Origin of the sequence: Clostridium septicum (genome assembly GCF_003606265.1) — a bacterium.
In the GTDB taxonomy this organism is placed as follows: Bacteria; Bacillota; Clostridia; order Clostridiales; family Clostridiaceae; genus Clostridium; species Clostridium septicum.
In genome coordinates, this window is sequence record NZ_CP023671.1 from 1,665,785 (window position 1) to 1,681,219 (window position 15,435).

A 15,435-nucleotide genomic window follows, 5' to 3' on the forward strand; every position below is an offset into this window, starting at 1 on the left:
CTGATTCTTATCCATTTATATTTTCATTATTCATTGATGGTACAGGCATCTGACCTCCTTGTTGGCTATCTTCCATTCCATTTGGTGGCATCATTTGATTTCCATTGCCATGGTTTTTCATTCCACCATGACCTCCTCCTGGACCCCAAGCCGGTTGCGTTGTAACTCCAGATTCATTAAGATATGTTATTGTATCAGATAATTTAAAGCTAACAACCTCTTCCTCACCTGCATAAATAGTATAAGTATTATCCTTTTGTAATTCTGGAACTGATATTGCTAAAGAGTTATATGCCTTACTTGGTGTATAACTTACAATTTCTTTATTGTTACTATCCTTTATTACTATCTTTGTATTCTCAGCTTGAGTTGTACTATATGTCATTAGTAAAGAATTCTGACTTCCTGAGTTAGGAGCCTGTGCCATACCTGAACTTCCTACAGCAATTAAAGTTCCACCTGAAACTTCAAGACTTCCATCATAGTCAATTGCACCATTTCCATTATTAGTTGGTCCATCAACAGTAACCATACCATCTGTCATTTTAATAGTACCATTTGAATCTACTCCATCTCCGCTTACATTTATATGAATTTGACCACCATTAATAGTTAATATTCCATTAGAATCATTTACATTTATTCCATCATCTTTAGCTACTAGATTAATATTTCCTCCATCAAGAGTGAAATTAATTCCTTCTATTCCTTCATAAGATGTTGTTATATCAATTTTACCATCAACAATATGTACAGTTCCATCAGCATGGATACCATCATCACCACTGGCTATTGTATATTCTCCACCTTGAATTTCTAAATCCCCTTTGCTATGAAGAGCATCATCATAAGATGAAACATTAAATGTACCATTAGTTAAAAGTAAGCTACCACCTTGAATAGCATTATTACTTGCACTATCTTCTTCCGTTGCCTCAGCCACTTGAGTTTCTTCAGATGCTTGTGGCATTTCAGGTTTTTGTGGCATTTGTGGCATCTCAGATGTTTGTGGCATTTGTGGATTTTGTGGCATTTCAGGTACTTGTTGCATCTGTGAATTGTAAGGATCTTGAGGCTTACCCCACATCATTCCTCCACCCATATCTCCTTTTATCTCTGTATTTAAATCTGCACCACCTGCTGTAATTATATTAAAATTACCTCCACTTATTTGTAATAATCCGTAAGCTTGTATACCATCTTCATCTACTTCAACAGTAAAGTTTCCATCCTCAATAACTATATTTCCTTTTCCCTCATCTATATCATTTGTTGAACGCATACCATCCTTTCCTGCTTTAATAGTAATATTTGCTTTCTCTATTGCTAACAAATCCTTTCCTACAACTCCATCAGATTTAGCATTAATTTCTATATTTCCATTAGTTATTTTCAAATCATCTTTACTTGTTATCCCATCATTATAATCTGAAGTAACCTTTAAGCTTCCTTCCCCAGTAATGCTTAAATCTGCTTTGGAATAAATCGCAGCACTAGGTTCATTAGAATCATTTACTACAACTTGAGATCCTTGATATATAGTATTTTCAGTTCCATTTTCTAAGATAATAACTACCTTTTTAGCTCCTTTAATATAGATTGGTGCTGAATCATTACTAGAGATATTTACACCATTTAATACTAAGTAGACTACACCACTATCATTGTTTTTATCTACATCAACAACTAAACTTCCTTCTTCCAAAGTACCCTTTATCTCATAAACACCACTCTTAGAAATAGTTTCATTTTTTGAACTTAAATCTAGTGTTGTATAATCTTCCTTTTTCCAATCAATGTAATAATCTGATTCTTTATACTCTACAGATAAAGGACTTATTTTCATATCTGGATTTACTTCTATCTGTTTTGCACTTTCACTATTTACATTATTTTTATTTGAACATCCTGACAAAACAAGTGATGTCCCTAAAATCGCTGCTATCATTCTCCAATAAATTTTTCTATACGCCATAATCCTTCACCTTCCCTTCCGTTATATCTATAGTTTAATAGGACTAAGTGAGGTCTTATTGTTTTAAACTTAAAGGTTTGGTGATTAATATGTGATGGTTATGTGAAGATTTATTACACTAAAAAAAGCTCCTCCTTAATAGAAGAGCTTAAATATATCCTATTTTTTATATTTCTCTTAAAAGTATAGTACGTAGCTATATAATTTAACATTATATTCTACTGTACTTAATAAAATATTTATTTTAATTCAATTATTTACAATTGCATTATTAATCTTTTTATGAGGATATACTATTTTTAGAAGTTAATTAGTCATTGATTTTGATATAGCTACTATATCAAAAATATCAATTATGCCGTCATTATTTAAATCATAAATATCCTCATATCCATCTTGCCCCTTTTGTAAGTTATATTTACTTGCTGCAGTAGCTAAATCTAAAATAGTTGTAGTAGGCTTTTTTTCCCCAACATAAATTTTTCTTGAAATAGCCTTTTCATCTTTATGATTAATTTTTAATGTAAGTTCTTCTGGCATATTCTTATTAATAAATTGTGGTGAAAACTGTAATAAAACATAAGGTTTATCATGATCAACATAAGTTCCCATAGACATATCTTCATCAAAGTTATCATCTAAATTTAGAACAGTACCATTTTTTCTTGTTAAAGTTACAGATATATCCTTCCAATCATCTACAACAGGTACATATACTTCATCTTTATCATTTATAAATTCATAATAAAAAATATAGTCTTCACTACTTGAAGGTTTTAAAATCACATTATCTTCATTTGTCCATCTGATTTCTTTAAAAATATCTTTATTACTGATATCATTACGGGTAACATTCCATGTAGTATAAGAGCCATCATTTATATTTTTTACTAATTTATAATGAGATTGTTGATAGTTTGGTTTTATTACAAAATCACCTGTAGCATTTGCCTTCGCTCTTATATAAGTAGCATTTTCTTTAACAGGTATAACTTCTAGTCTAAATTTATTTAATATTGTAGTTCCCTCTACATCTCCACCAACTTCTAAAATTTTACCATTATCTAAATATATACTTCCAGCATCAATACTACTATTAGTCTCCCCTATGAAATTCCCATTTATTTTAGCATTTCCATTAATTTTCCTTAAATCTAATAATGAGTTACTTTTTAGAGTAATATTTTCTACTTCAAACTTACTATCTTTCTTTAGTTCTACTATTTCTCCACTTTCTATAGTTAAGTTTCTTATCCCATTAAGAGTTGCATTTGTCATGCCTCCTCCACCTTTTATATTAACATCTACATTAGCATCGTGTTTTTCTGTATTAATTGTATTTACTCTTGTTTTATTACCTAAATTAATTACAACATCACTCTTAGATGGAACCATTATTCCTCCTGAATGAATTGTTTTATCTAAAACTCTTCCTTTAACGTTAAGTTCTACAGGATAATTTCTTTGTACCCAATAATCTCCTGCATATATTCCAGCAAATTCTGTTCCGCTATTAAGGTTTTTCACCTCAAGAACTGCCTTAGGACCTGTTTGCCCACCTTCTATAAATGTTCCTCCACTAATATACGGACGATACTCCCTTTGATATGAAATAACATTAATACAGGTATTTATATTATCTAGTGTTAATTTATATCCTGCTAGGTAAATTGTTCTACCACTTCTAAATTGTGTCCCTTCATCTACAGGTGTTTGTGGTAAACCACTATCTGGTACACCTGGCATCAATTCATTAGATGCCCAAAACTGCATGTTAAGGTTTGCAAAGGTAACATTTGCGCCCAATTGAATTGGTGCCCTTACAAGAAATTCATTGTTTCCCTCTGCCCCTACAATGGTTACTTCTTTATCTATTATAAGTGGTCGATTTAATAATGAAGGTGTTTCCTCATATTTCCAATACCTGAACTTTCCAGTAATCTTAATAGTTCCACCTTGTTTTACATTATCAAGTGCAGTTTTAATATTTTGATACGGATTACTTAACGTTCCATCGCCTTGAAAAGTAGGCCCCTGTCCACCTGTAAGGTATACTACATCTTTTAATTGGTTATCTTGCTTAGTATCTACATTTTTTACTTCTTTATTATCAAAAGAGTAACTAACTATAGATGGATTTAATATTAATATTATTCCTAAAAAAAGTGCTATATATGATTTTTTTATTTTTCTCATGATTTATCCCCCTATTAATAAAATTAATTTAAATCATTTATTAAATATAATTATACTTTTTATTAAAAATTAAATCAAATTTTTATTTCATTTAATTTTTTGTATAAATATATCGATAAAAATTAATTATTATGAAAAATCAATTTAAGAACTAGCGCCAAATAAAAAAATATTAAACAATCAACTTACTAACAAATTTTCATCATCTATTCTTAATATAATTACATATATTAGTATTAAATCAAATAATTTATGAGTTAAAACCCAGCATTTCAATATTTCTTAACATAAAATAATATTAAAGAATTAATTCTAACCTAGAATGGCAACTCTATACTATTTTCATAAACATAACTAATTATATCAATAATATATTCATCATATCTTTCATCTAACTTATTAGTTCCCAATTTTCCTCTGAATACTTCTTCTACGAGTATTTCCATGCCACCCTCAGCATATTTCTCTAGTTTTTTGATACATTCCTTTTGATATTCACTTTTCTCAAAAGAATCAATCTGCTTTCCTAAATCTTCATCATTTAAAATAATAGAGTATAAGCTTGCTTTATTATCTCTTTTTAGATAACTACCTCTAAACTCTCTTCCTCTTGATTCTCTTTCTAAAGCTCTATTGTTTTTAAAGCCTACTACAGCACATAAAGTAAATAACTGATCATAACTTATATCATATCTCTCTTTTAAGAATATATATATTTCCTCATATTTTTTACTTGTATATATTAAACCTTGGTCTCTTAAAAAATCCATTCTTATTTACCCCCTTGTAGCCATTTTACTATCTAAACTTACTTCTTCAATTTTTGAATATCCATCAGAAATCTGATTCAACTTATACCATTTACCTAGCTTTCCAACTTCTTTAATTTTAAACTCTTCGCTTATAGTTAACTCAGTGTCAGTCAACAATAATATCCATTGATTGGCTAATGAAGGTATGTTTTCTATTAAGTTATCTCTATTATTACCACTTACTCTACCAAAAGGTGTATCCATAAATAGTGAGAAGTCTATTGAGGACTCATCCCCACCTGCAACTTTTGCTAATGCAGTTATAAATGCTAAAGCTACTATTTGTCTTTGCCCTTGTGATATATCTTGTGTAATTATAGTTTCTAATCTATTTATAACTTGTATTTCATACTTATGATTAATATTTATTTTACTAATAAGCGCCTTATCCTTTTTGTCTATCAGCTTCTTAAATATCTCTGTAGTTTCTTCCATAAGATTTTTTCTCATGGTTTCACTATACCCATCTAAAATATTTTGTAGATCTTCATTTAATTTTTTCATATATTCTAATTTTTTAGAATCAAATTTAACTGCTTCATTTTCGCTTATTAGCCTATCATATTTTCTTTTTTCATTATTAAGAACATCTATTGAAGAATCTTTTCTTCCTTCTAAATTACCAATATCCTTTTTTAGATTTTCTTTATTTTCTTCACATCTTTTTTTAGTTTTTTCTAGTTCTTCAAGATTAGCTGTTCCTTTACTTTTTCCTTTTGATTCTTCATTTAACTCGTTTATTTCTTCTTGAATCTCTTCTACTTCATCTTTAATTTCTCTAATCTTAGATAGCCTTACTTTTATACTATCTAACTCTTTATGTTTCTCTTGTAAAAATTCATTAATAGTATTAGTTATTTCAGAAATCAAAGGAGTTAATTCAGATCTTTTAAAGTTCTTTTTAAGCTTAACTATTTCATTATAAGCTTCAATATTTTTTGATAGATCAACCTTACAGCAGCTACAAATCTCATCATTTAAAGATTTTTGTATTATTTCTAAAGGAATTAAATCTTTTTGCTTAATCGCAACTTGTCCTAAGTAATCCTTAGCCATCTCATATATAGGCTCCATTAAAAGCATATGACATTTATAAAAACTTTTTTCTTTTATAGCTTGCTTTTCAGAAGTTAAAAGATCCTCTTTGGTTGCTTTATTAATCTTCTTTTCTTTGATCTTATCTTGAATAAGTCTAATTGACTCATTTTCTCTTAATTTCTTGTCTATTGATTCTATTTCTTCTTGACATGCTAATTCTTCACTTTTCTTTGTATCTATTATTTCTTCAATGTTCTTTATTTCTTCCTCTATACTTTTTATATTTTCTTCACATTTAGTAACTTCGCTATTATTAACTCTACTACTAATATTACGTCTCTCCTCTTTTACTAAATCCCAGGTTATATCTATAGCCTTTTGTAACTTATCTATGTTTAACAGATTTTTTATTCCGTTTTCCACTTCTAACTTAGATTCTTTATTTGTTTTTGCTAATGTTTCAATTCTTTCAGCGTCAAAAAGAAAGAAATCTTTAATTTTTGAATCAAAAACCTTTCCTATTAGCTTATTTTTTTCATCATCAGTAAGATCGTTTTTGTTATCATAATTTCCATTTTCATCTTTTATGCTTAATTCTATTCCGTTTATTTTTTCAGTTATCTTATTATCTGCTTTATATCCAACTACTTTTCTCTTTATAATGTATTCCTTTTGTTTATGAGTAAAATTTACTGTCACACATGCCTCAACAGGATAACCGTTACTTTCTTCCAATGCATTAAAATTTACAAGATGTATCTCATCATTCTTATTATCTTGGTTTATATGCTTTTCCCCAAATATTCCAAATATCAAAGCTCTAAATAAACCTGTTTTACCTTTTCCATTCTCTCCAAATATAATTGTTACATTTTTATCCCCTTTAGCAAATTCAATTTTTTGTTCTCCATAATACTGCCTAAAATTATTCACTATAATACTATTTAATTGCATTTATCTTATCTCCTCTTTTACAATTTCCGTTATCTCATCTCTAATGAACTCTTTTATTTGATTTTCTGTCTTTCCTTTTTCAATATCAGCTAATACCTCATTAGCTAAAAATGCAATATTAGGATCTAATGAATTAATCTTTTCCTTTAAGTCCATATTTATATCTAGCTTTGTTTTTTCTCTACTCATTTTCAAACTCCTCCTTTAGCTCTCTATATACTTCCCATGGCAACTTATCCATTAAATGTTCTAAATCTACTATTTCTAAATATTTTCTCATTATCATTCTACTATTATGTTGATTAATAGCATATTTTGAAAACTCAGCAAATCTTGGCATTTCTTTTTTTGCAATTGTTATATATGTTTTTTCCTCTGCTTGACTAGGAATAACTATAAAGTCATAAATGACCGCTAGATTTTTCCCCTTTGATTTTCTAAGTATTCTACCTCTTCTTTGAACAAATTCACGTGGATTAGATGTTGATGCTAAAAAGAAAGCCTTTCTTGTTGCTGGTATATCAACCCCCTCATCTAAGCATTTGATAGCAACTAGTACTTGTATATCCCCTTCATTAAACCTTTTTAGTATCTTACCCCTTTCACTATTATCAACTCTCGAATCAAACCTATATATTCTTATGTCTAAATCTGCTACTATCTTAGTAATCTTATCAATATCCCCTGGTGCACAATAAATCAATGTATGCTTTAATTCTTTTATATCTTCCTTTTTTAATAAATTAATTAATATATCTATTTTGCTTTTTGCTTTAGATAAAGTTAAACTTCTTTTTCTGTTTAACTCTTCAATAGCCTTTTTATCTTCATATGTCTTATTTTCTTTTAGTGTGAACTTTTGTATCCTTCTGGTTATCTTTTCGTATTCTAATATTTCCGCTTCATCTAAATTACATATAACTGGATTATATTCATACTCTGTTAATATACCATTTTTTATTGCTTCACTCATTCCATATTCGTATACAGTTTTCCCAAAATAACTTCTTAAGTTATCTGTACCTATTTCATCCCACCATCTATCTGGGGTTGCAGATAAACCTAGTCTTGCATCTATATCTCCAAATTTATTGTTTGTTAGTGATCTAACTCCAAAATAATGGCATTCATCACCTATAATAAACCCATTATTTTTTATCCTACTTATAATATCATTAAACTCTATTGATGAAGCTGATTTATATGTGGTAATTGCAACTTCTAAATCACTTATACCAATGTTAAAATCCCTTACTTTACTTTCGAGCTTAGTCATCCATGAAGTCTTACTTCCATAACATTTAATTATTTGCTTATATCCAAGTAGCTTACAGTTATCTATCCATTGATCTACAAGATGAGTAAATGGAACTAGTATTATTAAAAACATTCTTTTTTTCTCTTTTTTATATTCCCTTGTAATTAATAAACTAGTAATAGTTTTACCTGTACCTGTAGCCATTTCAAATATTCCATTCCATTCATTATCTTTAAAAGCTTTTATAGCTTCAAGCTGATATGGCCTTGGTTTTACTTCTTTTTTATTGCTACTTTTCTTATTGAAGCTTATCATATTTAATAAAACTGCATTTGGTATATTTATAACAGTTAACTTTTCTGTTTTATTAATCCAAAGATTTTCAAAATCATCTATCATATCATTTATTCTATATAATTCATTTTCTCCAAAATAGACATCTACCTTTTCAAAGTTATTAACTAATCCACTTAAGGTTTCGTTTGCTGACCCTGAAAAAGCGACCTTATTTCCAAAATTATCATAAAAAATACCGAACTTTTCATGATACAATATATTAGCTTTTGAAAAAGCTATTTTTATCTCTAATTTTCCTTCACTAATAAGATAAGCTAAAGTACTAAGTGAATCATTTTTTATTGTATCCTTACAAATATTTATTTGCCTTAATAGTGCCTTTTCTATAATATCCTCTTTTGCCTTTTCTCCTCTTAATATAGCTTTATAATCGCCTTCTTCTAATAAAGGATTAGCAACTATTCTAATTTTCCCATCATTTTTTATAAACCTTTCTAAACCTTCTCCAAGTGCTGATAAGCTTGAACTTGTAAAATACCCAACTGCTCTATCATATCTTGAACTTACATTTAAACACTTTTCATAAAAATCTATACTAAGCTTGTCTTTATTCGATCTATATTTAAATTGCAGATCTAAATCACTTAAAGAACTCATTAACTACTCCTTAATCTTAAATCTTCCCATTTCATCAATTTCAAATAATTCTGATGCTAATATTTCATAAGGTAACGATCTATTTTTTTCATTATTATATATTACACCTTGATCTAATAAGAACTTATGTATATGATCAATATGTTTTACTCCATTGTATTCATTCGTAATAATATGTTTAACCAACTCATCAAACCTTTCAATTGAAGAACTATCTTTTACTAAAATTACTCTATCTGTTCCTCCAACATAATCATTGTAAACTCTTTTTACTCTTTTATACTTATTTCCATTCACTAAGCTAGATATTAACTCTGGCTCCCAAGTAAAATCAATTCTAGGTAACTTTCTTCTTAATCTTGATATATTATTAACCACAATATATTCCTTTTCACCTATTTCTAAATCCAATAAGCTATATACATTATTAATTACATTTTCCTCTATTTCTTCTAGTTTATCTTTATAAACAATCTCTACATTTGATATTAAATAGTACTCTTTCTCTTCTATTAATTTAGTAAATACATTTCCAATACTAGCTTCTTTGTATCCAAATTCCTTTAACAGGCTCTTTATTTCTTCTTTTTTATGGACTTCTCTAAATTTACTTATGACAATATCCTCTGGTGACCTTACCTGACTATCCTCATAGTACAGTAAATTAGTATGTCCTTTTAAATACGGATCTAAAATTTTAATAATAGCCGCAATCCCTTCCCCAGATTTAATATGAAAGTATTTAAAGAAAGTATATAGTTCTGTATCAGTCATAGACTTAGAATAAATAAGTTGTGTAGATACAACTCCATATTTACTTAATGATTCACTTACCATATATTTAAACTTTGATTTTATATTTTCACTTAATAGTTCATTTGATATTAATGTAATATAATTTCCAATCTTAATAATTTCATTACTTTTTGAAATGGTATCTTCTAACTTAAATAGTTCCCATCTAAGTTCACTTAAAACTTCATTTTTCAATACTGCTCCACCATTTTCACTAATGTACTCTTTGACAATATCTTCCCTACTTTTACTCATAATATCCTTGTTAGCATTATAAGTTATAGACATAGTATTTCCCTTACCTGTACTATATTTATCACTAAAGAAATATTTTATTATGGAGTAAAAATAATACTTGTTGTGGATACCTACATTAGATAATTCACTTTCATGATATTTTATAACATCTTGAGCTGTAGTAATTTCAACCAATTTCAATGTATCTTCCAAGACCTTATCTGCTACCTGCTTTGTTTCATCGTGAACATTCCATTTTGTTATATGAATATATTCTCTCTTATCTATACAAATCATATTAGGATTTTCCATTATCCTAGCTTCAACAGTTCTTATACTCTTATCTGAAATATCCTCTTCAAAAATCTCAATATATTTCCTCTTTAATAGATCTAATCCCTCATCATCTATTCTTATCGAATTTTCAATATATCTATTAGCAATCCACTCATATCCTTTTTGTAGGGAAAGTGTATTTTTAGAGTATAATTTACCATACTTTCTATATCCTAATTTAATTAAGTGTTTTTCTATTTTGTATTTTTCTAAATCCTTAAAACCTACTATTTCATATATCTCATTTAATCCCTCTATAACATCGTCTATAATAAACTCTTCATCTAAATACTCTACGATCTCATTATTTAATTCTTCAATATATCCATCATCATTTAAAGTGAGTATTTCCATATATTTAAAAATTAAATCTTCCCTTAATTCTAAGAAAATTTTAATTCCGGATCTATTTTCTTCATTAACAAAATTAAGTATTTCGCTAATTCCAATAAACTTAGAATTAATAAACTCTAATTTAAGACTACTTATAATATCATAGTTATTATACATTCTCATTAAATTTTCATTTGCCTTAATGATTTTTTGTCTTATTCTTTCCCTTGTTAAATTATATTCCTTACCTATTTCCTCAAGGGTATTTCCTAATAAATACCTTTGTTTTAATATTTTTTTATCGTCATCCTTAAGACTATTAACAGAAGTCTCTATTATACTATCTATATCCATTAAGTTATTAATTTTCCATATAACATCTACAACTTCTTTTTTATATTCTTTATCTAAGCTATAATCACCTAACCTTGTATTTTGAATTTCTTCAAACGTTTTCTCTCCAATACCATTTAAATTTAAATCTATCTCTAGCAATAATGCTATATCTTTAATCTTTTTAAATTTTATTTTTTTAAACCAATATTCATTAATTTTAATGATAAAATCCGCTAAAAGGTTATTTAGTGATTTAGTATCATCTATTAGTCCATCTAATTCACTAAATAACCTTTTACATTTTGTAGCTCCCATCTTAGGTATTCTTATAAAACCAGTCTCTATCTCTTCTAATATATCCTTTAACTTCTCCTTATTATTCTGATAACAATAAGTCAAGAATGTTCTTTGATTAAATATATCTTCAATCTTTTCATTTAATAGGTTCAACTCTTTAATTTCCTCTAAATATTTTTCATATTTTGTTTCAATTCCATCATCATATTTTCCCCCTATTTTAGATTCAATTGCTAGTATAATCTCTTCAATATTTTCTAATTTTTCTTTAACTAAATCAAACTTCTTTTTACCTATACCTTTAAACTTCGAAAAATTGTAAAGAGATTTCCCATCTAAATCATTAATTAGTAGAATATCATTCTTCATGCAATAATCTATAAACATTCTCTCATTTGATTCAAAAAAAATTTCCTTTACTTCCTTATACTTAATATCTTCTGGAATTGAAGTAACTATATTATTTAATTCTTCTATAATTAGATATTCATTATCTGTTTCTTTATCCTCCTGCCCTTCATTTATCGTATTCCATTTTTTATTTACTTTGTCAATATATTTTCTTTCAAAAGTTTCTTTTTTAAATATTTTAAATCCAACTTTAATAAATTCTTCTTTCAATTTTTCAATATCTACATTTCTATCAATAACTTTGAAGGCCTCGATAAACATGAAGTTAAAGAATTTATCGTTATCTACTTTATACTTGTTAAGAAAATCTCCAAAATTATATTCCTCAAAATTAATTTCTAATGATCTAAATTCATTTTCGCTTTTAAAAATGAATTCATTTGATTCAATAGTAATATTTTTTAATATATTTTGTTCTTTCTCTAAATGAAAATTTCCACCTCTTAAAAGTATTTCATTTATTAGCTTAAAAAAAGCATATCTATCACGCCTGTAAATACCTCTAATGTGATCTATATCTACTTTACTGTCTTTATTAATTTTAATTAGTTCTAAATAATCCTTACTTGCATTCTCTGTTATATTATACCCATACCCTAGTTCAATATATTCTTTCATTAATCCACTCCATTTTTTATTAACTATTCGTTTTATTTCTTATATTGTAACGCTCTTCACTACGTTTTACAACGCCTGTCTGCTGTGCAATATAATCTACAAAACGTTCAATATCTATGTATTTTATAATATTATGAAATTCTATCAAGTCACTAATTAACCAATCAGTATCTATTACATTCTCAGTAATTTTTTTAATTATTTTTTCAATTGCTTATCCACATGCCATATCATATTCAGAATAAAACTTAATTTCGCTCATAATAATATCCTCCATTAATTATTTTGCAAAAATATAATTTATCACCTGAATTTCCTATATTTTAATATTGTGTAGTCTTTTAAATATTATCTATTTTATAAATTCTTGTTTACATTTGATTTGAAATATTGAATTTTATCTGCTTTGCATACTCTTTATTATAACATGTTTTGTAAATAGCTTACTGCTTACGACATGGTATTTGCACCTATAAAAATAACCTTAGGCTAGTTATATAAATGCCTAAGGTTAAAGGAAATACACTACTCACATTCCTTTGTAGATGTAAGTTCAGCTACCCAAATCATAGATTTTTAGACTTAGCTGAAACTCGACTCGCATCGGCTCACTGAGTAAGTTCTACCAACCCAATCATAGATTTGGGGTATCACTTATGGTACGGTTCTCCGTATCAGTATAAAGTGAGGTTTCTTTATATTCATCTATTAATTAAACTGGAATTTGTCAATCCGTTCCTTTAGTTTTTTTATCAACATCATTTATTCCAAATAAAGCTAATATCAAAGATACAATAATAATAGAAATATCTGTTGCCGAAACAGACTGCATAAAATAATCGACAACACGCAGACCATAAAATGTAGCAAACGTATCTAAGATAATATAAAACAGTATAGCCATTTGTTTTGGCAATTTCCCAAAAGATAGAACTACTTTAGGCAATACCTCAGCTATCAGACTAAAAGGATAAGAAATAATTGTTGCAATTACAAAAAACAGAATAATACTCCCTATTGACTCATATTCAAACCCAAATATTTTCATTATCGCTCCACCTAATAAGGCAATAATAGATAATACGCCAACAAACAATAATCCACATAAGAGAAAAGTTATTAACTTTTCTTTATGTCTGTTCCAAATCTCTTTCAATTATTTCACTCCCCAAATTCTAATTTACCTAATAAATATAAATATTTCTACATGATAAAATTATACTATTTATCTATACCAACCTCAATATTTTATATTTTCATTGCTATTATTCTCTATATAGCAATATCTAAATTCAATACACTCATTCCAATATTTCTTTACTTATATAGTCAACCAAGCTATCATTTATTTTTAGTTTTATTGAATCTATTTCTCTTGTTTCATTTATAGTTATCTCTGATATTATCATATGAAGCAATTTCTTCTGTTGCTCTCTAGTTGCACTTTCTGTTAGAACTTTACTGAAATTCTCTAAGCTTATACTGTTTATTAATTTTCCTACACTACCTATTTCTTCTGTTGCTATACTCTTGTATTTATCTAATACCTTCTTAATTTCTCTTATTATATATTGCTGAATTATTAAAGAAACTTCTTCATTAACTGCAATGAACACATTATCTTTATTAAACATTTATACTCCCTCTTTCTATACTTTTATTTAAATGTAAAAAAGTCTTAATCACTATACTTGTAGCAATTAAGACTTTTAGATTTGGTTTATTTCTTGCTTTAACATTTCAATGAATTCTTCTGAAAATACTTTCTCTCTTATTGACTCTTTTATTAGCTCTATTAGTTCTAGCTCTGTTACATCAAGACTTCTTGGAATGTATGTTTCATCACCTCTTCTAGTTGCCTTGTAGACACAGAATCTTACTTCATCCCTCTTTAGTTCTTTGATGTAGATTTTCTCTATTGAGTATGTATACTCTCCCTCTCCAACTTTTCCTTGGCTTATTATCTTACAATACTTAGTTTCTTTGATTACCTTCTCTTCATTCTTCTTACTCATGTTATTCAATCTCCCTATCTTATTCTATTAGGAATTTAGAAAGTTCTTCTGTTGTTACTACTACTATCGCATAATCACTTGAAAGTAAAAATAGTGAAGAAGTCCAATCAACTCCTTCACTAGATTTAATTACATCCGTATATTCTTGTATTAAACCTTGTAATTTATTTTGTTTTAGAAATTCGATATCTACGATATTTTCTGCTATAACTATATATCCACCTAAGTCAGCTTCTATATCTCTATCAGCTCCATATGCTTCGCTTAATATGGATATCGTTCCTCTAATATTTTCAATAACCTCTAATGGTATATTATTTAATTCAACTAATTGACTTTCCTTATAAACTTTTTTCATTATACTTTTCTCCCTTCTAAATATAAAAAACCCTTACCTGTATATCTAAATACAAGTAAGAGCTTTACTAAACTAAACTTTTATAAAATTCTATTGTTGGCTTATCATTATTTATTAATAGATTTAACTTTTCATATGTTGAATCATAGAAGTTATTATCTTTAGCATATTTAATTACTTCATCATAAGATAATTCAAAAATATTATCTGTTATACTATAGTAGAAATCATCATTCATTACACCAAAGAAATACTTAACCGCATTTTCGTAAGTCATTCTTGGTATATCTTCTAAATCACAATTCTCATCTGTATAACAACCATTTCTATCATTCCATTGAAGAAATTCTATTATTTTAGTTCTATTATTATCCATGATAACATATACCTCCTAAACCTAATATTAACATTATAATATATATTTACCATTCTTTTAAAATACACAAACATCTAATTTAATTCTTTTAAAGGTACTACTATAATACTATTTAATACCATATCTATTCTCCTAA

General features: G+C 27.5%; 12 protein-coding genes. All 12 read right to left on the reverse strand.

Annotated features, from left to right (window positions below; genetic code table 11):
• Positions 1 to 7: 7 nt before the first annotated feature.
• Positions 8 to 1,975 carry a carbohydrate-binding domain-containing protein gene (locus CP523_RS07320; protein WP_066673755.1) on the reverse strand — a complete coding sequence of 656 codons (1,968 nt, stop codon included), beginning with the start codon at positions 1,973 to 1,975 and terminating at the stop codon, positions 8 to 10.
• 306 nt (positions 1,976 to 2,281) lie between these two features.
• Positions 2,282 to 4,171 (reverse strand): hypothetical protein, encoded by a 1,890-nt coding sequence (locus CP523_RS07325; protein WP_066673757.1) that lies wholly within the window; start codon positions 4,169 to 4,171, stop codon positions 2,282 to 2,284.
• A gap of 317 nt (positions 4,172 to 4,488) precedes the next feature.
• A complete protein-coding gene (locus tag CP523_RS07330) occupies positions 4,489 to 4,941 on the reverse strand; it encodes a hypothetical protein (protein ID WP_066673759.1) in 453 nt (150 codons plus the stop codon).
• 6 nt (positions 4,942 to 4,947) lie between these two features.
• The gene (locus CP523_RS07335; protein WP_066673764.1) at positions 4,948 to 6,975 is read right to left on the reverse strand and encodes an AAA family ATPase; all 2,028 of its coding nucleotides are present in this window, start codon (positions 6,973 to 6,975) and stop codon (positions 4,948 to 4,950) included.
• The gene (locus CP523_RS07340) at positions 6,976 to 7,164 is read right to left on the reverse strand and encodes a CxC ATPase DNA modification system associated small protein (protein WP_066673765.1); all 189 of its coding nucleotides are present in this window, start codon (positions 7,162 to 7,164) and stop codon (positions 6,976 to 6,978) included.
• Complete coding sequence (locus tag CP523_RS07345) at positions 7,157 to 9,187, reverse strand: DEAD/DEAH box helicase family protein (RefSeq protein WP_066673766.1); 2,031 nt, start codon at positions 9,185 to 9,187, stop codon at positions 7,157 to 7,159. Before CP523_RS07345 ends, CP523_RS07340 begins: the two co-directional genes overlap by 8 nt.
• Positions 9,188 to 9,190: 3 nt before the next feature.
• A complete protein-coding gene (locus tag CP523_RS07350; RefSeq protein WP_066673768.1) occupies positions 9,191 to 12,550 on the reverse strand; it encodes a sigma factor-like helix-turn-helix DNA-binding protein in 3,360 nt (1,119 codons plus the stop codon).
• 727 nt (positions 12,551 to 13,277) lie between these two features.
• Entirely contained in the window at positions 13,278 to 13,706 is a 429-nt protein-coding gene (locus CP523_RS07355) for a regulatory YrvL family protein (RefSeq protein ID WP_049178069.1), read from the reverse strand.
• 145 nt (positions 13,707 to 13,851) lie between these two features.
• Positions 13,852 to 14,184 (reverse strand): hypothetical protein, encoded by a 333-nt coding sequence (locus CP523_RS15990; RefSeq protein ID WP_162925920.1) that lies wholly within the window; start codon positions 14,182 to 14,184, stop codon positions 13,852 to 13,854.
• Positions 14,185 to 14,259: 75 nt separating this feature from the next.
• On the reverse strand, positions 14,260 to 14,565 hold the full coding sequence (locus CP523_RS07365) for a hypothetical protein (protein WP_120140742.1): 306 nt from the start codon (positions 14,563 to 14,565) through the stop codon (positions 14,260 to 14,262).
• Positions 14,566 to 14,584: 19 nt separating this feature from the next.
• On the reverse strand, positions 14,585 to 14,923 hold the full coding sequence (locus tag CP523_RS07370; protein WP_120140743.1) for a hypothetical protein: 339 nt from the start codon (positions 14,921 to 14,923) through the stop codon (positions 14,585 to 14,587).
• A gap of 67 nt (positions 14,924 to 14,990) precedes the next feature.
• Positions 14,991 to 15,299, reverse strand: coding sequence for a hypothetical protein (locus tag CP523_RS07375; RefSeq protein ID WP_120140744.1), 309 nt, complete (start codon positions 15,297 to 15,299; stop codon positions 14,991 to 14,993).
• Positions 15,300 to 15,435: the final 136 nt, after the last annotated feature.

Excerpts from the sequence above, each read along its gene's own strand:
- CP523_RS15990 (WP_162925920.1), bottom strand. The coding sequence starts at position 14,184 with ATGTTTAATAAAGATAATGTGTTCATTGCAGTTAATGAAGAAGTTTCT.
- CP523_RS07365 (WP_120140742.1), bottom strand. The coding sequence starts at position 14,565 with ATGAGTAAGAAGAATGAAGAGAAGGTAATCAAAGAAACTAAGTATTGT.
- CP523_RS07320 (WP_066673755.1), bottom strand. The coding sequence starts at position 1,975 with ATGGCGTATAGAAAAATTTATTGGAGAATGATAGCAGCGATTTTAGGG.
- CP523_RS07340 (WP_066673765.1), bottom strand. The coding sequence starts at position 7,164 with ATGAGTAGAGAAAAAACAAAGCTAGATATAAATATGGACTTAAAGGAA.
- CP523_RS07375 (WP_120140744.1), bottom strand. The coding sequence starts at position 15,299 with ATGGATAATAATAGAACTAAAATAATAGAATTTCTTCAATGGAATGAT.
- CP523_RS07325 (WP_066673757.1), bottom strand. The coding sequence starts at position 4,171 with ATGAGAAAAATAAAAAAATCATATATAGCACTTTTTTTAGGAATAATA.
- CP523_RS07345 (WP_066673766.1), bottom strand. The coding sequence starts at position 9,187 with ATGAGTTCTTTAAGTGATTTAGATCTGCAATTTAAATATAGATCGAAT.
- CP523_RS07370 (WP_120140743.1), bottom strand. The coding sequence starts at position 14,923 with ATGAAAAAAGTTTATAAGGAAAGTCAATTAGTTGAATTAAATAATATA.
- CP523_RS07350 (WP_066673768.1), bottom strand. The coding sequence starts at position 12,550 with ATGAAAGAATATATTGAACTAGGGTATGGGTATAATATAACAGAGAAT.
- CP523_RS07330 (WP_066673759.1), bottom strand. The coding sequence starts at position 4,941 with ATGGATTTTTTAAGAGACCAAGGTTTAATATATACAAGTAAAAAATAT.
- CP523_RS07335 (WP_066673764.1), bottom strand. The coding sequence starts at position 6,975 with ATGCAATTAAATAGTATTATAGTGAATAATTTTAGGCAGTATTATGGA.